This window comes from Paenibacillus mesotrionivorans (assembly GCF_046098205.1).
In the GTDB taxonomy this organism is placed as follows: Bacteria; Bacillota; Bacilli; order Paenibacillales; family NBRC-103111; genus Paenibacillus_AR; species Paenibacillus_AR mesotrionivorans.
Genome location: NZ_JBJURJ010000007.1, coordinates 64,963 through 82,461, shown reverse-complemented (window position 1 = coordinate 82,461; position 17,499 = coordinate 64,963). Strand labels below are relative to the sequence as shown.

The following is a 17,499-nucleotide window of genomic DNA, read 5'->3' as shown; positions in this document are numbered from 1 at the left end:
CCGTTATTTACTCCATGGCTTCCGCTATTTTTTAATATTAGGTTTGAAACACTACGCATCTTGTAATAATAAATGTACTGAATAATGAAATAAGGGAATAATCCGTTTAACACTCTGATAATGCATTTCATCTAATCTATTAAACCAACTTTCACTTTCCCTTCGGTGAGCAACTGCATTGCGAAATAAATAAAGCAAACAACCTAGAGCCTCTTTACCATTATTGGGGGTCTTCCCCCAAAATGCTAGAGGAGTAGTTTGATTACCTAATATTGTTATAGCATTCATTATTTCAGCTTGAAGGCCATTTCGGTTAACAAAGTTAACGAGTAAGTGAAAAGATGTATCATCAAAATACCTAATAAATATTTCTTTTGCACAGTCGCCTTCTTTAGCTATATCTTGTATTTTCCTCCCAAATTTCATTGGTCTAGGCGAAGTAGCAAGGAGATCATTAACATTCTCAAAAATAAGATCATCAAACATATGTTCAATTATATGCCAGTACCGAATTAAAGCATCAAACGGATCATAAGCGGAGCTTGCAAATCTAAACATCTTTGATCTTTCAAGTGAAAATCGCAATGAAGGAGAGGTTTCAATAACGCCAGGTGTAGCCTGAATATTTTCACACCCTACTTCTAAGCTGTGGCACCATTTACCTAATTTTTCGAATGCATGTAGTCCAACAGAAGCGAGTGCTAATAAGACATTTTCTATTTCTCCTTCATCAGTTGTAAAAAATATAACATATGCAGAAACTTCAATAATGCTAGCTGTTAAATCGTTTGTAAAATCAATTTTCTTTATCCATGTATCCGGAAACATAAACAACATTTCAGCGATAATAGGGTCACTGTAATCTACAGTTTGATTCACTTCAGCTACTTTCACCCCAAGGTTGTTAAGAAACTCCCAAGAACCTGCAGAGATTGCTCGAGTACTATAACACCATAAAGGAAGAATAAATCTACCTTCTCTTTTTAAACCTTCATGTTGCCAATACTTCTCTTCTCTTGTTGACAAACATAAATTATCCAATAAAAGCTTTGGGATTGAGCTCACTTGGTTTCCATCTACATATACATCTATTGACCCAGTCGATCCACTTCTCTGAGCCAATTTGTAATCTTGCATGAAATCATGAATCGTTTCATTAACAGAATAAACATCACGATAAACAGACATCTCTGGTAATGTTAATAGGGTCTTAAAAAGTTTCTGCACTTTGAGGTAATTAATCATTAGTGTTACTCGCCTTCTCGTCTTAATGCCTTAGACCAATAATTATCAAATAAAGTGGGGTCTTGTTCTTCAATAAATTCAAGAAATGCACGGAAGACTAATCTTCTTTCAAATTCCCCTATTCTTTTATTTTGTGATCCTTGCTTTATTTCGCTAAACATTTGAAGGTGCAAAGGGTCTTCAGAATCACCATTCTTTAGTTCCTCTAAAAGTTTGTTAGAAGCTACCTCCATATACTCCGCCCCAAACTTCAAATAACCCTTTCCCCATGCTGCACATATTCCTGATAATGTGGGTACAGAAGCAAGAATTGAATATGAACCACTGTATTCTGGCAACCATTCTCGTATTTTCTCATATTTATCACTAATTGCGAGATCAAGTTGACTAATGATAAATGCAAATACCTCAATTTGTTTATTTGTATCATCCAATTTATTAGAATGACTTTCCAAAAAGTCTATTCTTTCCAGTCTCTGAGCCACTTCATTTTGTTTATCAATTTCAGGAGCCCCTTGAATAAATGCCATAAATCCCTCGATGACATCAGCGAATTGATATTGTAATGCCTTTACTCTTTTCCGTACCTCCTTTCCCTCTTCAAACAACTCTAAGTCGGGAATTAACTCGGTAAGCTTCCCCTTTAATGGTGCATGCAATATCTCAAGTTGATGCCTCAGAGTCATTGCTGTTTGCCCTGCATTAAGCGCTACCATTCGGTATAATAAAGACATCATTGATATATTTACCCAAAGTTCCAGTCTTAATTTACTGTTCAAAAATCTATTTAACTGCTCTTCCTTTAACTCTGATCGAACTTGCAACAAGCAATTCGTTCGCTGAATTCCATCAAGTATAGAGACTTCATCCGAGTTAATTGCACTTAATTTATTTTCTATTTCGTTTAGATCATCTTCGTAACTAATGTCTTTATTAGCTAAAATAGCCAAAGAAATCGTAGGTATAGTGCAGCCCTCTTTTAAGTCTTGAATTAGGCGCTTAAAGACCTTATTCCTTGAGGGGGGTAATACTCTTCTTTGATAATGACTTTGCTTTATCCGCTCACCACATAATTCCAAGTAATCATTAATACTCATAGTTATAGAAATGCTTATAGCATGAAGTTTTGAATCATATGTCTTATCAATAACTTTTAAAGTTTCCAAAATCACGCCTCCCTTAGAACCAAAAACCTAATACAGTATATTATACCACCTTAATTAGAACAGGTTAACATATAAATTTATTAGCTTTTATTCAAATAAAAATTAACTCAGCCTGCTAAAATGAAACTAAAATTTATTATATATCGTAAAAAGGATTATCTTTTCAAGGAGGGATTGAGATTGAAAAATGAACGGTTATTGGCTACAACTCATGTAGATGGTCATGGAATGCAGATGAGCAAAGAAGTACTGGACCAAGCAGCTGCTCAAATAAACGGACCAATTGTACCCGGAATGGGCATTGAGCATGACATTACCATACCACCCATTGGTAAGTTTGTTAAAGCAGAAGTAAGACAACTGCCTGATGGCGAATACGGGGTTTACGGCGAGTTTCTTTTGTTTGATCCAGAAATGACACAAAAAATCGCACTACCAGATGGAGAAGCTGCATTTGTTGATGTCTGGGCTGATAAGCGTCCATTTGCAGATAAACATGAGGAAATCCCTGAGGAAATCGTTTATTCGTTTGACCCAACAAATTTTGAGTCACAGGCAGAAATGTTGAAATTCCAAAAAGAGCTTGAAGATGATGGACCAAATCTGCAGGAAATGTTAATTAGAAAATCATTAATTCCAGACCCAGAATTTATCGTCAAACTATCAAAACACGCTGTCGAATTCTTGATCGCTCATCAGTTACTCAAAAAAGTAGGACAGCAATTGGCAAGTGATACAAGCAATGATATTGCCAAGCTCTACGCAACGATTCGTAATGCGGCAATAAAGTATGGAAAGTATTGTATTCCTAAGAACAGACCTATTACGTATGTATTCGTTATTCCTGGTACACCAACCATAGAATTTGTCATTAGGACAGCGAATTCAGCAACTGTAAGTAAAGCGATACATAATGAAAAAATATCATCTGCGATTGACGATGCTAACCGACTTCATGAAGCAATTACTGCACAGAAAATTCAATTTATACTCAATGAGGATGAGAAATGGACATTCAACTATATGCTTACCAGTACCGGAAGTGTTGTTGGTTCGGAAGATGCAGTAGCCCGCCGCGAAAAAGCTGTTCAAATATTATTTAGGCAAAACCAGGCTGAACCAGAATCAGATTAAATTCAAAATGTATTTTTTTAAGAACTTAACACCTTACCATATTTCATTTGGCACCGTGGGAATAATCAGACATCTTTTCATGATTCTAAACTCTGCTCCTGTCCTTTCCCGCTTACATAGGAGTGCACTATGACCTCTAGCACAAAATACAAAAAAAATCAGACATGTGGGAAGGAAGCTATTAGAGCTTCACCACTGTCTGATTTTTTCCTTCAACGGGCATTTTCATTTCAGCTTCAACAAAGCCGGAAATTATTCCGTACTTTCTTGGAGCCGAGGGGAGTCGAACCCCTGTCCGAAGGCAACGCCACATAGGCTTCTACGGGTGTAGTCACAGTTTTGATGTCACCCGAGCGACGCCCCGTAACCGGCTTCGCGTTGGGTCAGCCTGATTGTCTTCTTCCGTTAGCCCCAGGCGGAGACTAGACGGCGTATCCCACTAAAGTTGAGCCCTTATCCCGCTACATGGGCGATAGAGAGTAAGAGCCTGGTGACCGTTATTAGGCGGCCAGAGCCAGAGTTGGTTGTTGTTTGCCGTTTAATAGGCTTTAGCGTTGATAAAGCGGACGCTCCCCACTACCCGCTACCCATGCTCGAACTACCCCCGTCGAATCCAAAAACGGCCCCGCGAAGGGATCGTCCCTGCCTGACCGGTGGCCCAAAGGCGCCGCGTCCCTGCAGTTGGATTAACCAGGCTCAGCTGAGCCGGATGCTTATCGATCATGCTGCCAACCAGTGCAGCCGTGATGCGATGTAAATCTATTATATCACAGCCTTGCTAGGAACGCTAAGGAGGTGCATGGAAGCATACCCGGGCGCTGACAAGGCAAAGGCTGGAGATATCGCTTTTGCTGCAAAAGAGGTGTGAATCAGGTTATTCGTCTTACCGTGCAACCTTCTGCCGTTCCCGGAGGGCCCGCTGGATATCCCGCGTTGCATCCCGCTTGGCTTCGGTGTCGCGTTTATCGTAGTTCTTCTTACCGCGGCCCAGGCCGATCAGGAGCTTGGCGTAGCCGTTTTTGATGTAAATCTTGAGAGGCACCAGCGTGTAGCCGTCCCGCTTGGACTCGCCCAGGAGCTTGTGAATCTGCTGCTTATGAAGAAGCAGCTTCCGTGCCCGGGTGGGGTCAGTAGGATTATAGCGGTTGCCTTCTTCAAAAGGGCTAATGTGCATGTTGTGAATGAAGGCTTCCCCGTTCCGGATGGTCGCGAAGCTGTCCGAAATGTTGGCTTTACCCCTGCGTAGAGATTTGATCTCCGTGCCACTCAAAACCATGCCGCATTCATAGGTCTCTTCAATAAAATAGTCATGGGATGCTTTTTTGTTCTGGGCCAGCACCTTATCATCATGTTTCTTGCCCATCTGCTTCACACTCCCATCCTCCGGCAGCCGGCAAGGAGGCGGTCGGAAGCTTGATCATCAGTGGGGCTCTAACGAAGCACCCAGGAGCTAATTGTAGCAACTCCCGCCTGATAAATCAAGATTCCTCCGCCTCCGATAGACGGCTATATCCGTTTTTTCCGGTGGCCCGGTCACTATGACCAGGCGACGCCAAACTAATACTACTTTTTGCGGTTCTTCATAGCTCCCACGTAGAACGGCGTACCGCCATTGCCGTCGAAGCCGGTGCCCTGGCGCTTGCGCGACGGAGCACCCTCCTCAGCGCCGGTGTCATCCTTGCTCCGGTCCTGACGGCCCTCGGAGCTGCTGATCATCTCCCAGGAGCGCGGGGCAGGCTCCCGCTCCTGCCGGCCGCGGCCGCCGCGGCGCTCACCGCCGCCACGCTTCCGCTCGCCCGGCTCCTTCCGGTCGCCGCGCTGCCCGCGGCGGCCTCCTTCGGCGGGTGCCGCTCCCGCCGCAGCTCCGCCTGCGGCCACAGCGCTACCGCCGGCCGCGCCCGCTTCCACGGCGCCGCCCTTGCCGCCGGCGCCCTTGCGCTTGCGCTTCTTGCCGGAGCGCTCCGCCGGCAAGACGCCCGGCGCCGCCGCAGCTGCGCCGCCTGCGGCAAAACCCGCGTCCGCCGCCACGCTGCCGGACGCAACCCCAGCGTCGCCGCCTTCTACCGGCGACAACCGCACACCGCCGCCCTGCCCCGGGCGGCGCTTCTTCTTGCCGCGCCCGCCTTCGGCTGCGGCACGCTCTACCGCCGCCCCGTCCACAGGCGGCGTATACAACAGCGGCCCGCCACTGTTACCGGCGGCCCCACCACTCCGACCACTCTTACCCGCTTGACCGGCAGCCTTCTTCTTCTTTGGCTCCCGGTGGCCTTGCATACTATTAGCGCCTTTTTTACCGCCGGCCTTGCCACGTCCGTCAGCAGCCTGCTTGCGCCGCCCGTCGCCGAAACCGCCGCCGGGACGCTGCTGCCGTGGCTTCATATCCACCATCTCAAAATCGATGGTATGATCGCTCATATTCACCCGCGCTACCCGCACCTTGACTTCGTCTCCGATGCGGAACATGCGGGAGGTGCGTTCACCCACCAGCGCATGGATCTTTTCGTGGAAGTGGTAGTAGTCGTCGGCCAGATCGCTTAACCGGATCAGCCCCTCCACCGTATTGCCCAGCTCCACAAAAATCCCGAAGCTGGTCACACTGCTGATCATACCCTCGAATTCCTCGCCCACCTTATCCAGCATGAACTCGGCTTTTTTCAGTGCATCCGTATCCCGTTCGGCATCAACGGCCACACGCTCACGTTCAGAGGATTGGCGGGCAATATCCGCCATCCGCGCAGTCAAATATTCATGCCGCGCATCCGTGAGTCCGCCATTCTCCAGCACCTCCCGCATGACGCGGTGGATGATCAGGTCGGGATAACGGCGGATCGGCGAGGTAAAGTGGGAGTAAAACTCCGTCGCCAGACCAAAGTGGCCCATACTCTCCGCTTCGTAGCGGGCCTGCTTCATGGAGCGCAGCAGCACGGTGCTGATGACCGTTTCTTCCTTGGTATCCTTGATTTCCTCCAGAATGGATTGAAGCGCCCGGGGATGAACCGAATTGCCCTTGCCACCCCGCACCGTATAGCCGAAGTTGCCGATAAACTCCATAAAGTGAAGCAGCTTCTCGGCATCCGGGTCCTCGTGAATCCGGTACAGGAACGGTACCTTCATCCAATAGAAATGCTCCGCCACCGTTTCATTGGCCGCCAGCATAAATTCCTCAATAATCTGCTCCGCAATGGTCCGTTCACGTTTGATAATCGCGGTGGGCTTGCCCTTTTCGTCCACCAGAATCTTCGATTCCTGGAAGTCAAAGTCGATTGCCCCACGGCGCATCCGCTTGCTGCGCAGCTTCAGAGCCAGCTCCTCCATCAGCAGGAAATCATCCACCAGTCCCGCATACCGGTCCGCCAGCTGGCGTCCTTCTTCCATCAGCGCTGCTTCATCAATGGCTTGTCCTTCCGAAGCTTCGGGTGCAGCCTTGGCTTCTGTCGCTGTGCCTGCTTCGGCAGACAAACCGCCTAAGAATCCGTCTGTAGGTTCTCCCTCCAGAATGCTAAGTTCAGCCGCAGACTCCGTCCCGAAAGTACCGGACAGTTCATTTTCCGCAGGGGAGAGGGACGCATCCGGCAGATTCTGGCCGGCCGTGTCCTTATTGCGCATATAATGAAGGATTTTGCGGACATTCGTGTACGTCATCCGCTCCGTCGTCTTAATAACGCTTGTAAAAATCTCATGATCCACCACATTGGCGTTGGCATCAATCTCCATCTCGCAGGACATGGTCAGCCTGTCCACCTGGGGGTTCAGACTGCAGATCCCGTTGGACAGCCGGTGTGGCAGCATGGGAATCACCCGGTCCACCAGATAGACGCTGGTGCCCCGCATGTACGCTTCCCGGTCCAGAGCGGAATTCTCCGTCACATAAAAACTGACATCCGCAATATGGACGCCCAGCTTGTAATTCCCGTTCGGCAGCCGCTCTACATTCACCGCATCATCCAGGTCCTTGGCATCCTCGCCGTCAATGGTCACGATCCGTTTGCCCCGCAGATCACGCCGGCCAACCAGATCCTCCTCGCGGATCACATCGGGTACCTGCTCGGCTTCGGCCATTACGTCGTCCCCGAAGGATTCCGGCAGCTGATGCTTGCGGATAATGGAGATAATGTCCACACCCGGGTCATCCTTATGCCCCAGCACCTCTACCACTTCGCCGGTGGCGGCAGCCCGTCCCTCCGGATAGGTCAGAAGCTTCACCACAACCTTCATGCCGGTAACGGCACCGTTGATTTTTTCCTGCGGAATAAAAATATCCCGGTTGATCCGCTTATCGTCAGGCAGCAGGAAGCCATAGGTTTCGTGGTTTTCGAAGGTGCCCACCAGCTGGGTTACCGCCCGGGACACAATCTTCACCACTTCCCCTTCCATCCGTCCGCCGGATGGTCCCTTGGTGCTCACCCGCACCAGAACCGTGTCGCGGTTCATGGCGCCGCCCATGTCGTTGGCGTTAATGTACACATCTGGATGATCCTTATCCTCAGGCAAAAGAAAGCCGAAGCCCTTGGCATGGACCTGCATCCGGCCTTTCAATAAATTCATCCGCTCCGGAATCCCGTAATGCTCCGTGCGGGTGCGGTAGATTTCACCGCTTTCCTCCAATGCGTTCAAGAGCTTCAGAAAATCCCGGAATTCCTGGGCGTTCTCCAGCTCAAAATGTTTCTCCAGCTCTTGATATGTCAACGGCTTGTACGCCGTTTCCCGCATAAAATCAAGCAATTGCTGCTCCGTAACCAAACGCGTCACCCTTCCCTTTTTGTATTAGTATGCACACATCTGCCGGAGAATAACGAAGGCAAGGCGTAAGCCGCACGGAACCTCAAGCAATTTTTCAAATTCAAGCTGATTATGTAAAATCCGGCCTTCAACGGGCACGGACATCAGTGATCCCAACCTATTTATACCCGACAAATTAACCAAACAAACCTGATAACGGACCTGCCGCCTTCTTAACCCAATTGAGCGATAAACATACTGATATCCTGATACACTTCCTCACGGTCTGAATCCAGCAGGATGCCATGGGAGCTGTTGGGGTAAACCTTCATTTCCTTCTTTTGGGAGGAGACCCGGTTGTAGATGTACGGCGCACTGGCAGGCAAGGCGGCCCGGTCCAGCTCTCCTTGGGCAATAAAAAGAGGCACGTTCACAAGTTCCAGCTTCTTCTTGACGTTAAACAGCAGCTTGCGGAAGTGGACTACACAGGGCACGGGCGTACGGTCATAGGCGAGAGATTCGTTGACCATGTTTTCCCATCCGGCCGGGCGGCGTTTGGAGATATACTTGACGAAGAATTGGACCCACGCGGCGAACATCAGAGACCGGCTGCCCAGATGAATCGGTGTAGCCAGGGTGACCACACCCGGCACCTGCTCCTCCATAGCCAGCTTCAGGGACAGAAGCCCGCCCATGGAATGGCCGATGGGGATAACCCGTTCATAGCCCTTCCGGACCAGGACGGCAAACTCATCCTTCACACAGCTCCACCAGTCCCGGAAGCCTGTCCGGATCATATCCTCCGGCGAGGTACCGTGTCCGGGCAGCAGAATGGCTTTGACCGTATATCCCAAATCATTGAGATAATACCCCAACCGGCGGAATTCGGAAGGGGACCCGGTAAACCCGTGGATCAGAAGTGCCACGGTATCCTTATGCTCGCCCCAACCCTCCAGAAAAAACGGCTCCGGTGTGCCGAACAATCTGGCTGCCGGATCTTTGTCTGCCAACCCTTGCGCTTCGGTGATGAGTGCTTGCATCAATTCCGTTTCCTCCTTCTCCGTGCCCCCCGCTTCTTGGCGTCCTGTCCTTGTACAGCAATATATGCCCACGCCCGGCAAGGTGTGCCCATCTCTATTTATGGATAAATAAAAACAGCAGGAGTATGCCCCTGCTGCGTATCATCTATGTTGGTTGATGAACCCAATCCTTACTTCACGCAAAATAAGCAACCAGAAGAGCCACTACGATAAAGGCAATGGCCAGTCCCATTGTTACACGTGAGAGGAGAAGATCCATGCCGCGGGCTTTTTGTTTGCCGAACAGATGCTCAGCGCCGCCGGTAATAGCACCCGACAAACCTGCGCTTTTGCCTTTCTGAAGCAGAACAACCGCGATCAGACCAATGGATACGATAATCAGGACTACCTTCAAAAAGACATCCATTACATGTGTACCTCCCAAAGTTTCAAGAGCCTTCAGTAGGCCCAAACAAAGTGTCGTCGTTATAGACAGCAAGAGTATTGTACCACAACAGGTGTAAAATTACAACGTCTGGGCAAAGTCCCAGTTCAGGCTTTAGATTCCCTTCCAATTGCCTCCGGTAAATCCGCTTTTCTCTGCAAAATGCCGCCCTTAGCGGCGTTCATAACCGGCATAGGCATTGCCCACTTCCCGTTCACCCGGACGGGAGCGGGAGCGGCGTTTGCCGAAGAAGCATTGCAGCGCGCGTTTGGCACACCACAGGGCGAACAGGAGGAACCAGGCACCCCATACGGGGGCGGGAATGCCGCTGGCCTGCGCCAGCAGAGTGCTGTCTCCAGCCTGGCCCGGGCGGTTTATCGCCAATATGAGGATATACAGCGCGCCGGATACCGATTCCTCCAGCGTCAGAAAGGCCAGCACCAGGTAGTACCACTTCATGACCACCCGGTTCCCCCACAGCAGCACCACCACGTTCAAGGCGATAAAACCGGCCAGCCACATCATGCCATAGCCATTGCGCACGAACAAAACCAGAGAAATCACCGCAAGCAGAGTGATGGTGTACAAGCCTTCCTTTTGCCGGCTGCGGCCATTCAGGGCAAACAGCAGCCACGCGAACAAGGAGGCGCTCATATACCCCGCCAGCCCCACGGGAATGCGGGACCAGGGTTTGGTGATGAGGCTCCGGGTGACGCCGCTGTGGTCCGCGTACAGCTCGATATACATGACCTTGCCGGATAGCAGCAGGGTTGCCGCCGCATGGCCGAATTCATGGATCATGGTGTCCAGATAGCGGAAGAAGGAGGAGAACGGAATGAGATTGGTGACAAACACAGAGCCAATCAAAAACAACACTGTCAGCATCCATTTGCTCATCTACTGTTCCTCCTATAAGCGGGCCGTCTTGGCTGAACGCCTGATCCGCCAGCGCTGCCGTCATTTCCTTTATCCTAGCTTATATGGGAAAAGGATGCAAATAGCGGGAAGGCTGCGAATAGTGCAGGTCTAGTCTACCAGCAGAAGCGATAGGCGCCGCCGAGGCTTTGCCGGGTGCCAGCGGAAGCGATCTGCAATGCCCAGGCTTGTACCCGGTCGAATAACGGAAGCGGTTTTCCGTTAAGCTGCCTGGACCTGGCCCTAGCGTTCCATTAGCGGAAGCGATTTTCCGCTATCGCCATGAAGGCAGTAACCTCCACCATCATCAGGACCAGTTAACGGAAAATGGCTTCCGCTATCGCCTACTTTCACCTAGATAAGGCCAGTTAGCGGAAATTCCTTTCCGCTATCCGGCATCCCGGCCGCATTTTTGCGCGATAAGGGAACCTTAATTACCTCTATTGCTCCTCAACCGGCCACTTTCCGTGTGCTGACTGCCCGATAGCGGAGCTTTCCCTTCCTTTATCGACCTCCATTCCGCCTCCACCCAACAATAGTGGAAACCCTGCTTCCTCTATCCCTCCACACACCAGCCCCCCGTTCCCTAAACACCCCAAAACAAAAAAGCATGCAGCAGGAAATCCTGCCGCATGCCCCAACGCTCCGCCGCGAAGCGGAAGCTGTTATATTACTTGAATTTCTTGAGGTTGTAGAATGCTTTCTTGCCGGCATATTGAGCTACATAGGACAGCTCGTCTTCGATGCGCAGCAATTGGTTGTACTTGGCCACACGGTCAGTACGGGAAGGCGCGCCAGTCTTGATTTGGCCGGCGTTGGTAGCTACAGCGATGTCAGCGATGGTGCTGTCTTCGGACTCACCGGAACGGTGGGAAACAACAGCAGTGTAGCCGGCGCGCTTAGCCATTTCGATAGCGTCGAAGGTTTCAGTCAAGGTGCCGATTTGGTTAACCTTGATCAGGATGGAGTTACCGATGTTTTCGTCGATACCCTTCTCCAGACGGGTGGTGTTGGTTACGAACAGGTCGTCGCCAACCAGTTGAACCTTGCTGCCCAGCTTCTCGGTAAGCAGCTTCCAACCTTCCCAGTCATCTTCAGAGCAGCCGTCTTCGATGGTAACGATCGGGTACTTGTCAACCCAGGAAGCCAACAGGTCAACGAACTCAGCGGAGGTGAAGGATTTGCCTTCGCCTTCCAGGTGGTACTTGCCATCCTTGAAGAACTCGGTGGAAGCAACGTCCATACCCAGGAATACGTCAACGCCCGGCTTGTAGCCAGCGCGCTCGATAGCCACGAGGATGGTGGAGAGAGCTTCTTCGTTGGAGCCGAAGTTCGGAGCGAAGCCGCCTTCGTCGCCTACTGCAGTGTTCAAGCCCTTTTCCTTCAGAACGGTCTTCAGGTTGTGGAAGATTTCTGCGCCGGTGCGGAGAGCTTCCTTGAAGGACTCAGCGCCAACAGGCAGGATCATGAATTCTTGAACGTCTACGTTGTTGTCGGCATGTGCGCCGCCGTTAACGATGTTCATCATCGGAACCGGCAGAGTCTTGGCGTTGAAGCCGCCCAGGTACACATACAGCGGGATGTCCAGTGCGTCTGCAGCAGCGCGTGCTACAGCCATGGATACAGCCAGGATCGCGTTGGCGCCCAGCTTGCCCTTGTTGTGGGTGCCGTCCAGCTCGATCATCTTAGTGTCGATGCCGACTTGGTCAAGAGCGTCCAAACCGATGATTTCGGGAGCGATCACGTCGTTCACGTTTTCAACAGCCTTCAGAACGCCTTTGCCCAGGTAACGGGACTTGTCGTTGTCACGAAGCTCAACAGCTTCGTGTGCGCCTGTGGAAGCGCCGGAGGGAACGATAGCGCGGCCTACTGCGCCGGATTCCAGATATACTTCTACTTCTACTGTCGGATTGCCGCGGGAGTCCAATACTTCCCGTGCGTATACGTCGGAGATAATGGTCATGATGGGTAATCGCTCCTTCTATAGAGATATGTGTGTTGTACCGGTGGATGCTGCTCTCGAGCGCAAGCCTCCAAGCCGGGCCTTTCGCCTTGCCATGAAGCTTACTTGCTTTCGATCAAGGTGGTGCCGGTCATTTCGGCAGGAGCCGCAACGCCCAGAATATCCAGCATGGTCGGTGCGATATCCGCCAGGATGCCGCCGGAGCGCAGAGTGAAGGTCCGGTCAGTAATGATAAACGGAACCGGGCTGGTGGTATGTGCCGTGTTCGGGCTGTCATCCGGATTGCGGACGGTTTCGGCGTTGCCGTGGTCGGCTGTGATCAGCGCAACCCCGCCGGCGGCGTGAATGGCATCCAGCACCTGGCCGAGGCATTCGTCAACAGCTTCCACCGCTTTGATGGCGGGCTCCAGCATACCGGAGTGACCGACCATGTCCGCGTTGGCGAAGTTAAGGATAATCACGTCATGCTCACCGGACTGGATTTCCTTCACGGTGGAAGCAGCCAGCTCGTATGCGCTCATCTCCGGCTGCAGGTCATAAGTGGCAACCTTCGGCGAGTTGATCAGCACACGCTTCTCTCCCGGCAGCTCCACATCACGTCCGCCGCTGAAGAAGAAGGTCACGTGAGGATATTTTTCCGTTTCTGCTGTACGCAGCTGCTTGAGTCCGTTTTGAACCAGCACTTCACCCAGGGTGTTGTCCAGGTTCTTAGGGGAATAGGCCACGAAGCCCTTCACCGTTTCGGCAAAAACAGTCATACATACATAGTGCAGGTTCAGCGGACGTCCCGGACCACGGTCGAAGCCTTGGAAGTCTTCGTTGGTGAACACCAGGGACAGCTGAATGGCACGGTCGGGACGGAAGTTGAAGAAAATAACGGAATCATTGGATTCTACTGTAGTCAGCGGCTTGCCTTCGCCATCCACAATGACGGTAGGCAGCACGAACTCGTCGTAGATCGCCTTTTCGTAATTTTCCTCAATCGCCTTAACCGGATCGGTATGGGTTGGGCCTTCACCGTACACCATAGCGCGGTAGGATTTCTCCACGCGCTCCCAGCGCTTGTCACGGTCCATGGCATAATAGCGGCCTTGGACAGTGGCGATGTGGCCAACACCCAGCTCCTCCGTCTTGGCAACCAGCTGCTCCATGTACTTCTTGGCGCTGTCCGGTGCAACGTCGCGGCCGTCCAAGAAAGCATGGATGTAAACTTCCTTCAGATCTTCCTTCTTGGCCAGCTCCAGAAGCGCGAACAGATGCGCAATGTGGCTGTGTACACCGCCGTCGGACAACAGCCCGTACAGGTGAAGCTTGGTGCCGTTTTGCTTGGCGTGGCGGACCGCGCCCAGCAGGGTTTCATTCTCGTAGAAATCTCCGTCGCGGACAGACTTGGTGATGCGGGTCAGATCCTGATACACGATCCGGCCTGCGCCGATATTCAAGTGTCCCACTTCAGAGTTGCCCATTTGGCCTTCCGGCAAACCTACAGCCTCGCCGCAAGCGGTGAGGGTGGTATACGGAAATTCAGCCTTAATGCGGTCGTAATTGGGCTTCTTGGCTTGTTCGACAGCATTCCCCTGAACGCCGTCGCGCAGTCCGAAGCCGTCCAGAATAATCAATGCTACCGGTTTGGGTCTTGCCATCTTACTTCGCTCCTTCCACCAGCGCGATGTAGGAAGCCGGCTCCAGGCTGGCGCCGCCTACAAGGGCTCCGTCAATATCGGCCTTGGCCATATATTCGCTGATGTTGTTCGGCTTCACGCTGCCGCCGTATTGGATACGGACAGCCTGCGCCACTTCGCCGTTGAATTGTTCGGCCACCACGCTGCGGATGTAGCTGATCACTTCATTAGCATCCTCTGCAGTGGAGGACTTGCCGGTGCCGATGGCCCAGATGGGCTCATAAGCGATAACGGTTTGGGCAGCTTGCTCGGCAGTAAGACCGGCGAGAGCGGCCACGGTTTGCACCCGGCACACTTCCTTGGTTTCACCTGCTTCGCGCTCCTCCAGCTTCTCGCCTACGCAGAGAATCGGAGTCAAGCCGTGCTTGAAGGCTGCCAGAACCTTCTTGTTGACGATTTCGTCGGTTTCCGCAAAATAAGCTCTGCGCTCGGAGTGGCCGATAATCACATACTCCACGCCCAGATCCTTCAGCATGATCCCGCTGATTTCGCCGGTGTAAGCGCCATTGTCCTCGAAGTGAAGATTTTGCGCGCCTACCTTGATGGTGGTGCCTTGGAAAGCCTGTACAAGGGCCGGCAGGTTGGTGAACGGGGCGCAAACCACGCTCTCCACGCCTGCAAGCTCAGCCTTGCCCTTCACTTCATCAGCGAAGGCTACCGCTTCCTTGACAGTTTTGAACATTTTCCAGTTGCCGGCAATGATAGGTGTTCTGCTCACAGAGGTCCCCTCCTTATCCATAAATTCCCCACAAAGTGAAGCATAACCTTCGAAGTTTAATCCTATTACTTTGCGGGGACCCCGAAATTCGAAACTTCTTACTTGTCGTTAAGAGCTACAACGCCCGGAAGAGCCTTGCCTTCCATGAACTCCAGGGAAGCGCCGCCGCCAGTGGAGATGTGGTCCATCTTGCTGCCCAGGTTGAACTTCTCAACCGCAGCTGCAGAGTCGCCGCCGCCGATAACGGTGTAGCCTGCGGTTTCCGCACAAGCTTCGCCTACAGCCTTGGTGCCGGCTGCGAAAGCGTCCATTTCGAATACGCCCATCGGTCCGTTCCAAACAACCAGCTTGGAGTTCTTGATGGTGTCGGCATAGATCTTGGAGGTTTTCGGTCCGATGTCCAGACCCAACCAGCCGTCAGGAATCGCGTCCACGTCAACAATCTTGGTTTCAGCGTTGGCATCGAACTTGTCGGCTACCACAACGTCGATCGGGATGAGGAGGTTGATGCCCTTTTCCTTGGCCTTATTAATGAAGGTCTTGGCCAATTCGATCTTCTCTTCATCCAGCATGGAAGCGCCAATGCTGTAGCCTTGGGCTTTCAGGAAGGTGAAGCACAGACCGCCGCCCAGGATCAGGTTGTCGGACAGGTTGATCAGGTTGTCGATAACATCGATCTTGTCCTTTACCTTAGCGCCGCCGATGATGGCGGTGAAAGGGCGCTCCGGATTGGACAGAGCCTTACCCAATACGTCCAATTCCTTCTCCATCAGGAGACCGGAAACGGCCGGCAGGTATTGTGCGATGCCTGCAGTGGAGGAGTGCGCACGGTGAGCAGCACCGAAGGCATCGTTCACGAACAGGTCAGCCAGCTCAGCGAATTGCTTCGCCAGCTCGGCATCGTTCTTTTCTTCGCCCTTGTAGAAACGGACGTTTTCCAGAACCAGCACGTCGCCGTTTTTCAGTTCTGCGATTTGAGCCTTTACCGCATCACCAACAGCTTCATCAGCCTTGGCAACCGGCTTGCCCAGCAGCTCGCCCAGACGGACGGCAGCAGGAGTCAGACGCATGCTGTCTACGAACTCACCCTTGGGACGGCCCATATGGGAAGCCAGGATAACCTTGGCGCCTTGCTCGATCAGGTACTTGATGGTGGGAAGGGTTTCCCGGATCCGGGTATCGTCAGTGATGACGCCGTTTTCCAGCGGTACGTTGAAGTCAACGCGGACAAACACGCGTTTGCCGGCCAGATCGGCCACGTCACGAATGCTCTTCTTGTTCATTTGTCTAACCTCCGCCTAAAAAGTGAAAAATCAAGTATCCGGGTATGGATACCTTCGTTCAGTTTGAAGAGCGGAAGAGACTACCGTCTGTTCCGCTCTTTGGTTGTTCACCCAATTATGGTTTTACTTAACCAGCTTTGCGAAGTATTCCAAGGTGCGGATCAATTGGGCGGTGTAGGACATTTCGTTGTCGTACCAAGAAACAGTCTTAACCAGTTGCTTGTCGCCAACAGTCAGGATCTTGGTTTGAGTAGCGTCGAACAGGGAGCCGTAGGTGCAGCCGATTACGTCGGAGGACACGATTTCGTCTTCGGTGTAGCCGAAGGATTCGTTGGCAGCAGCCTTCATCACAGCGTTGATTTCGTCAACAGTTGCTTTCTTCTCCAGAACAGTAACCAGCTCAGTCAAGGAGCCTGTCGGAGTCGGCACACGTTGAGCAGCGCCGTCCAGCTTGCCCTTCAGTTCCGGAATGACCAGGCCGATCGCCTTAGCAGCACCGGTGGTGTTCGGGATGATGTTTTCAGCAGCGGCACGGGCACGACGGAAGTCGCCCTTGCGGTGCGGAGCATCCAGGGTGTTTTGGTCGCCAGTGTATGCATGGATGGTGGTCATCAAGCCTTGAACGATACCGAAGTTATCATTCAGAGCCTTAGCCATCGGAGCCAGGCAGTTCGTGGTGCAGGATGCGCCGGAGATTACAGTCTCGGAGCCGTCCAGGATTTCATGGTTGGTGTTGTAAACAACAGTCTTGATTTCGCCTGTAGCAGGAGCGGAGATAACAACCTTCTTAGCGCCGCCCTTCAGGTGCTTCTCAGCAGCTTCTTGAGTTACGAAGAAGCCTGTGCATTCCAGAACGATTTCAACGCCCAGGTCGCCCCAAGGAAGCTCTTCCGGCTTAGCGTTAGCCAGAACCTTAACTTCCTTGCCGTTAACCTTGAAGAAACCGTCATGTACTTCAACTTCGCCCTTGAAAGGACCTTGGGTAGTATCATATTTCAAAAGATGAGCCAGCATTTTCGCGTCAGTCAAGTCGTTGATTGCAACAACTTCGATTCCTTCTACTTCTTGAATGCGACGGAATGCCAGACGGCCGATACGTCCAAAACCGTTAATGCCCACTTTAACACTCATTGTTTGTTTCCTCCTAAAAATAAATTATTATCTCAAGACGGATTCGTTAGAACCGTCAGGATAACGCTCTTAAACGCTG

Annotated in this window: 13 protein-coding genes and 1 other RNA gene; 1 reads left to right on the top strand and 13 read right to left on the bottom strand. The window is 51.5% G+C overall.

Features of this window, described 5'->3' with window-relative positions:
• Window positions 1-51: 51 nt before the first annotated feature.
• Together ACI1P1_RS11955 and ACI1P1_RS11950 are read right to left on the bottom strand one after the other, a co-directional pair.
• Window positions 52-1,245: a hypothetical protein gene (locus tag ACI1P1_RS11955; protein ID WP_416216617.1), complete on the bottom strand. Its 1,194-nt coding sequence runs from the start codon at window positions 1,243-1,245 to the stop codon at window positions 52-54.
• Between the two features lie 5 nt (window positions 1,246-1,250).
• Window positions 1,251-2,411, bottom strand: a complete 1,161-nt coding sequence (locus ACI1P1_RS11950; RefSeq protein WP_416216616.1) for a hypothetical protein — start codon at window positions 2,409-2,411, stop codon at window positions 1,251-1,253.
• 180 nt (window positions 2,412-2,591) lie between these two features.
• On the opposite strand from ACI1P1_RS11950, the gene ACI1P1_RS11945 reads away from it, so the two are divergent.
• Window positions 2,592-3,545: a hypothetical protein gene (locus ACI1P1_RS11945; protein ID WP_416216615.1), complete on the top strand. Its 954-nt coding sequence runs from the start codon at window positions 2,592-2,594 to the stop codon at window positions 3,543-3,545.
• 267 nt (window positions 3,546-3,812) lie between these two features.
• Here the strand turns inward: ACI1P1_RS11945 and ssrA are convergent.
• The 11 genes from ssrA to gap all read right to left on the bottom strand — a co-directional run bounded on the left by ssrA (window position 3,813) and on the right by gap (window position 17,420).
• Window positions 3,813-4,172, bottom strand: a transfer-messenger RNA (tmRNA) gene (gene ssrA / locus ACI1P1_RS11940).
• Window positions 4,173-4,428: 256 nt separating this feature from the next.
• Window positions 4,429-4,908 carry an SsrA-binding protein SmpB gene (gene smpB / locus ACI1P1_RS11935; RefSeq protein ID WP_416216614.1) on the bottom strand — a complete coding sequence of 160 codons (480 nt, stop codon included), beginning with the start codon at window positions 4,906-4,908 and terminating at the stop codon, window positions 4,429-4,431.
• A 200-nt stretch (window positions 4,909-5,108) separates the two neighbouring features.
• On the bottom strand, window positions 5,109-8,285 hold the full coding sequence (locus ACI1P1_RS11930; RefSeq protein ID WP_416216613.1) for a ribonuclease R family protein: 3,177 nt from the start codon (window positions 8,283-8,285) through the stop codon (window positions 5,109-5,111).
• Window positions 8,286-8,497: 212 nt separating this feature from the next.
• Window positions 8,498-9,304 carry an alpha/beta hydrolase gene (locus tag ACI1P1_RS11925; protein ID WP_416216848.1) on the bottom strand — a complete coding sequence of 269 codons (807 nt, stop codon included), beginning with the start codon at window positions 9,302-9,304 and terminating at the stop codon, window positions 8,498-8,500.
• 175 nt (window positions 9,305-9,479) lie between these two features.
• Window positions 9,480-9,710, bottom strand: a complete 231-nt coding sequence (secG, locus tag ACI1P1_RS11920) for a preprotein translocase subunit SecG (protein WP_416216612.1) — start codon at window positions 9,708-9,710, stop codon at window positions 9,480-9,482.
• Window positions 9,711-9,899: 189 nt separating this feature from the next.
• Window positions 9,900-10,625: a M50 family metallopeptidase gene (locus tag ACI1P1_RS11915; RefSeq protein WP_416216611.1), complete on the bottom strand. Its 726-nt coding sequence runs from the start codon at window positions 10,623-10,625 to the stop codon at window positions 9,900-9,902.
• A 688-nt stretch (window positions 10,626-11,313) separates the two neighbouring features.
• Complete coding sequence (gene eno / locus ACI1P1_RS11910) at window positions 11,314-12,606, bottom strand: phosphopyruvate hydratase (protein WP_416216610.1); 1,293 nt, start codon at window positions 12,604-12,606, stop codon at window positions 11,314-11,316.
• A 101-nt stretch (window positions 12,607-12,707) separates the two neighbouring features.
• A complete protein-coding gene (gene gpmI, locus ACI1P1_RS11905) occupies window positions 12,708-14,249 on the bottom strand; it encodes a 2,3-bisphosphoglycerate-independent phosphoglycerate mutase (protein WP_416216609.1) in 1,542 nt (513 codons plus the stop codon).
• A gap of 1 nt (window position 14,250) precedes the next feature.
• On the bottom strand, window positions 14,251-15,027 hold the full coding sequence (gene tpiA / locus ACI1P1_RS11900; RefSeq protein WP_416216608.1) for a triose-phosphate isomerase: 777 nt from the start codon (window positions 15,025-15,027) through the stop codon (window positions 14,251-14,253).
• Window positions 15,028-15,104: 77 nt separating this feature from the next.
• A complete protein-coding gene (locus ACI1P1_RS11895; protein WP_416216607.1) occupies window positions 15,105-16,289 on the bottom strand; it encodes a phosphoglycerate kinase in 1,185 nt (394 codons plus the stop codon).
• A gap of 123 nt (window positions 16,290-16,412) precedes the next feature.
• The gene (gap, locus tag ACI1P1_RS11890; RefSeq protein ID WP_416216606.1) at window positions 16,413-17,420 is read right to left on the bottom strand and encodes a type I glyceraldehyde-3-phosphate dehydrogenase; all 1,008 of its coding nucleotides are present in this window, start codon (window positions 17,418-17,420) and stop codon (window positions 16,413-16,415) included.
• Window positions 17,421-17,499: the final 79 nt, after the last annotated feature.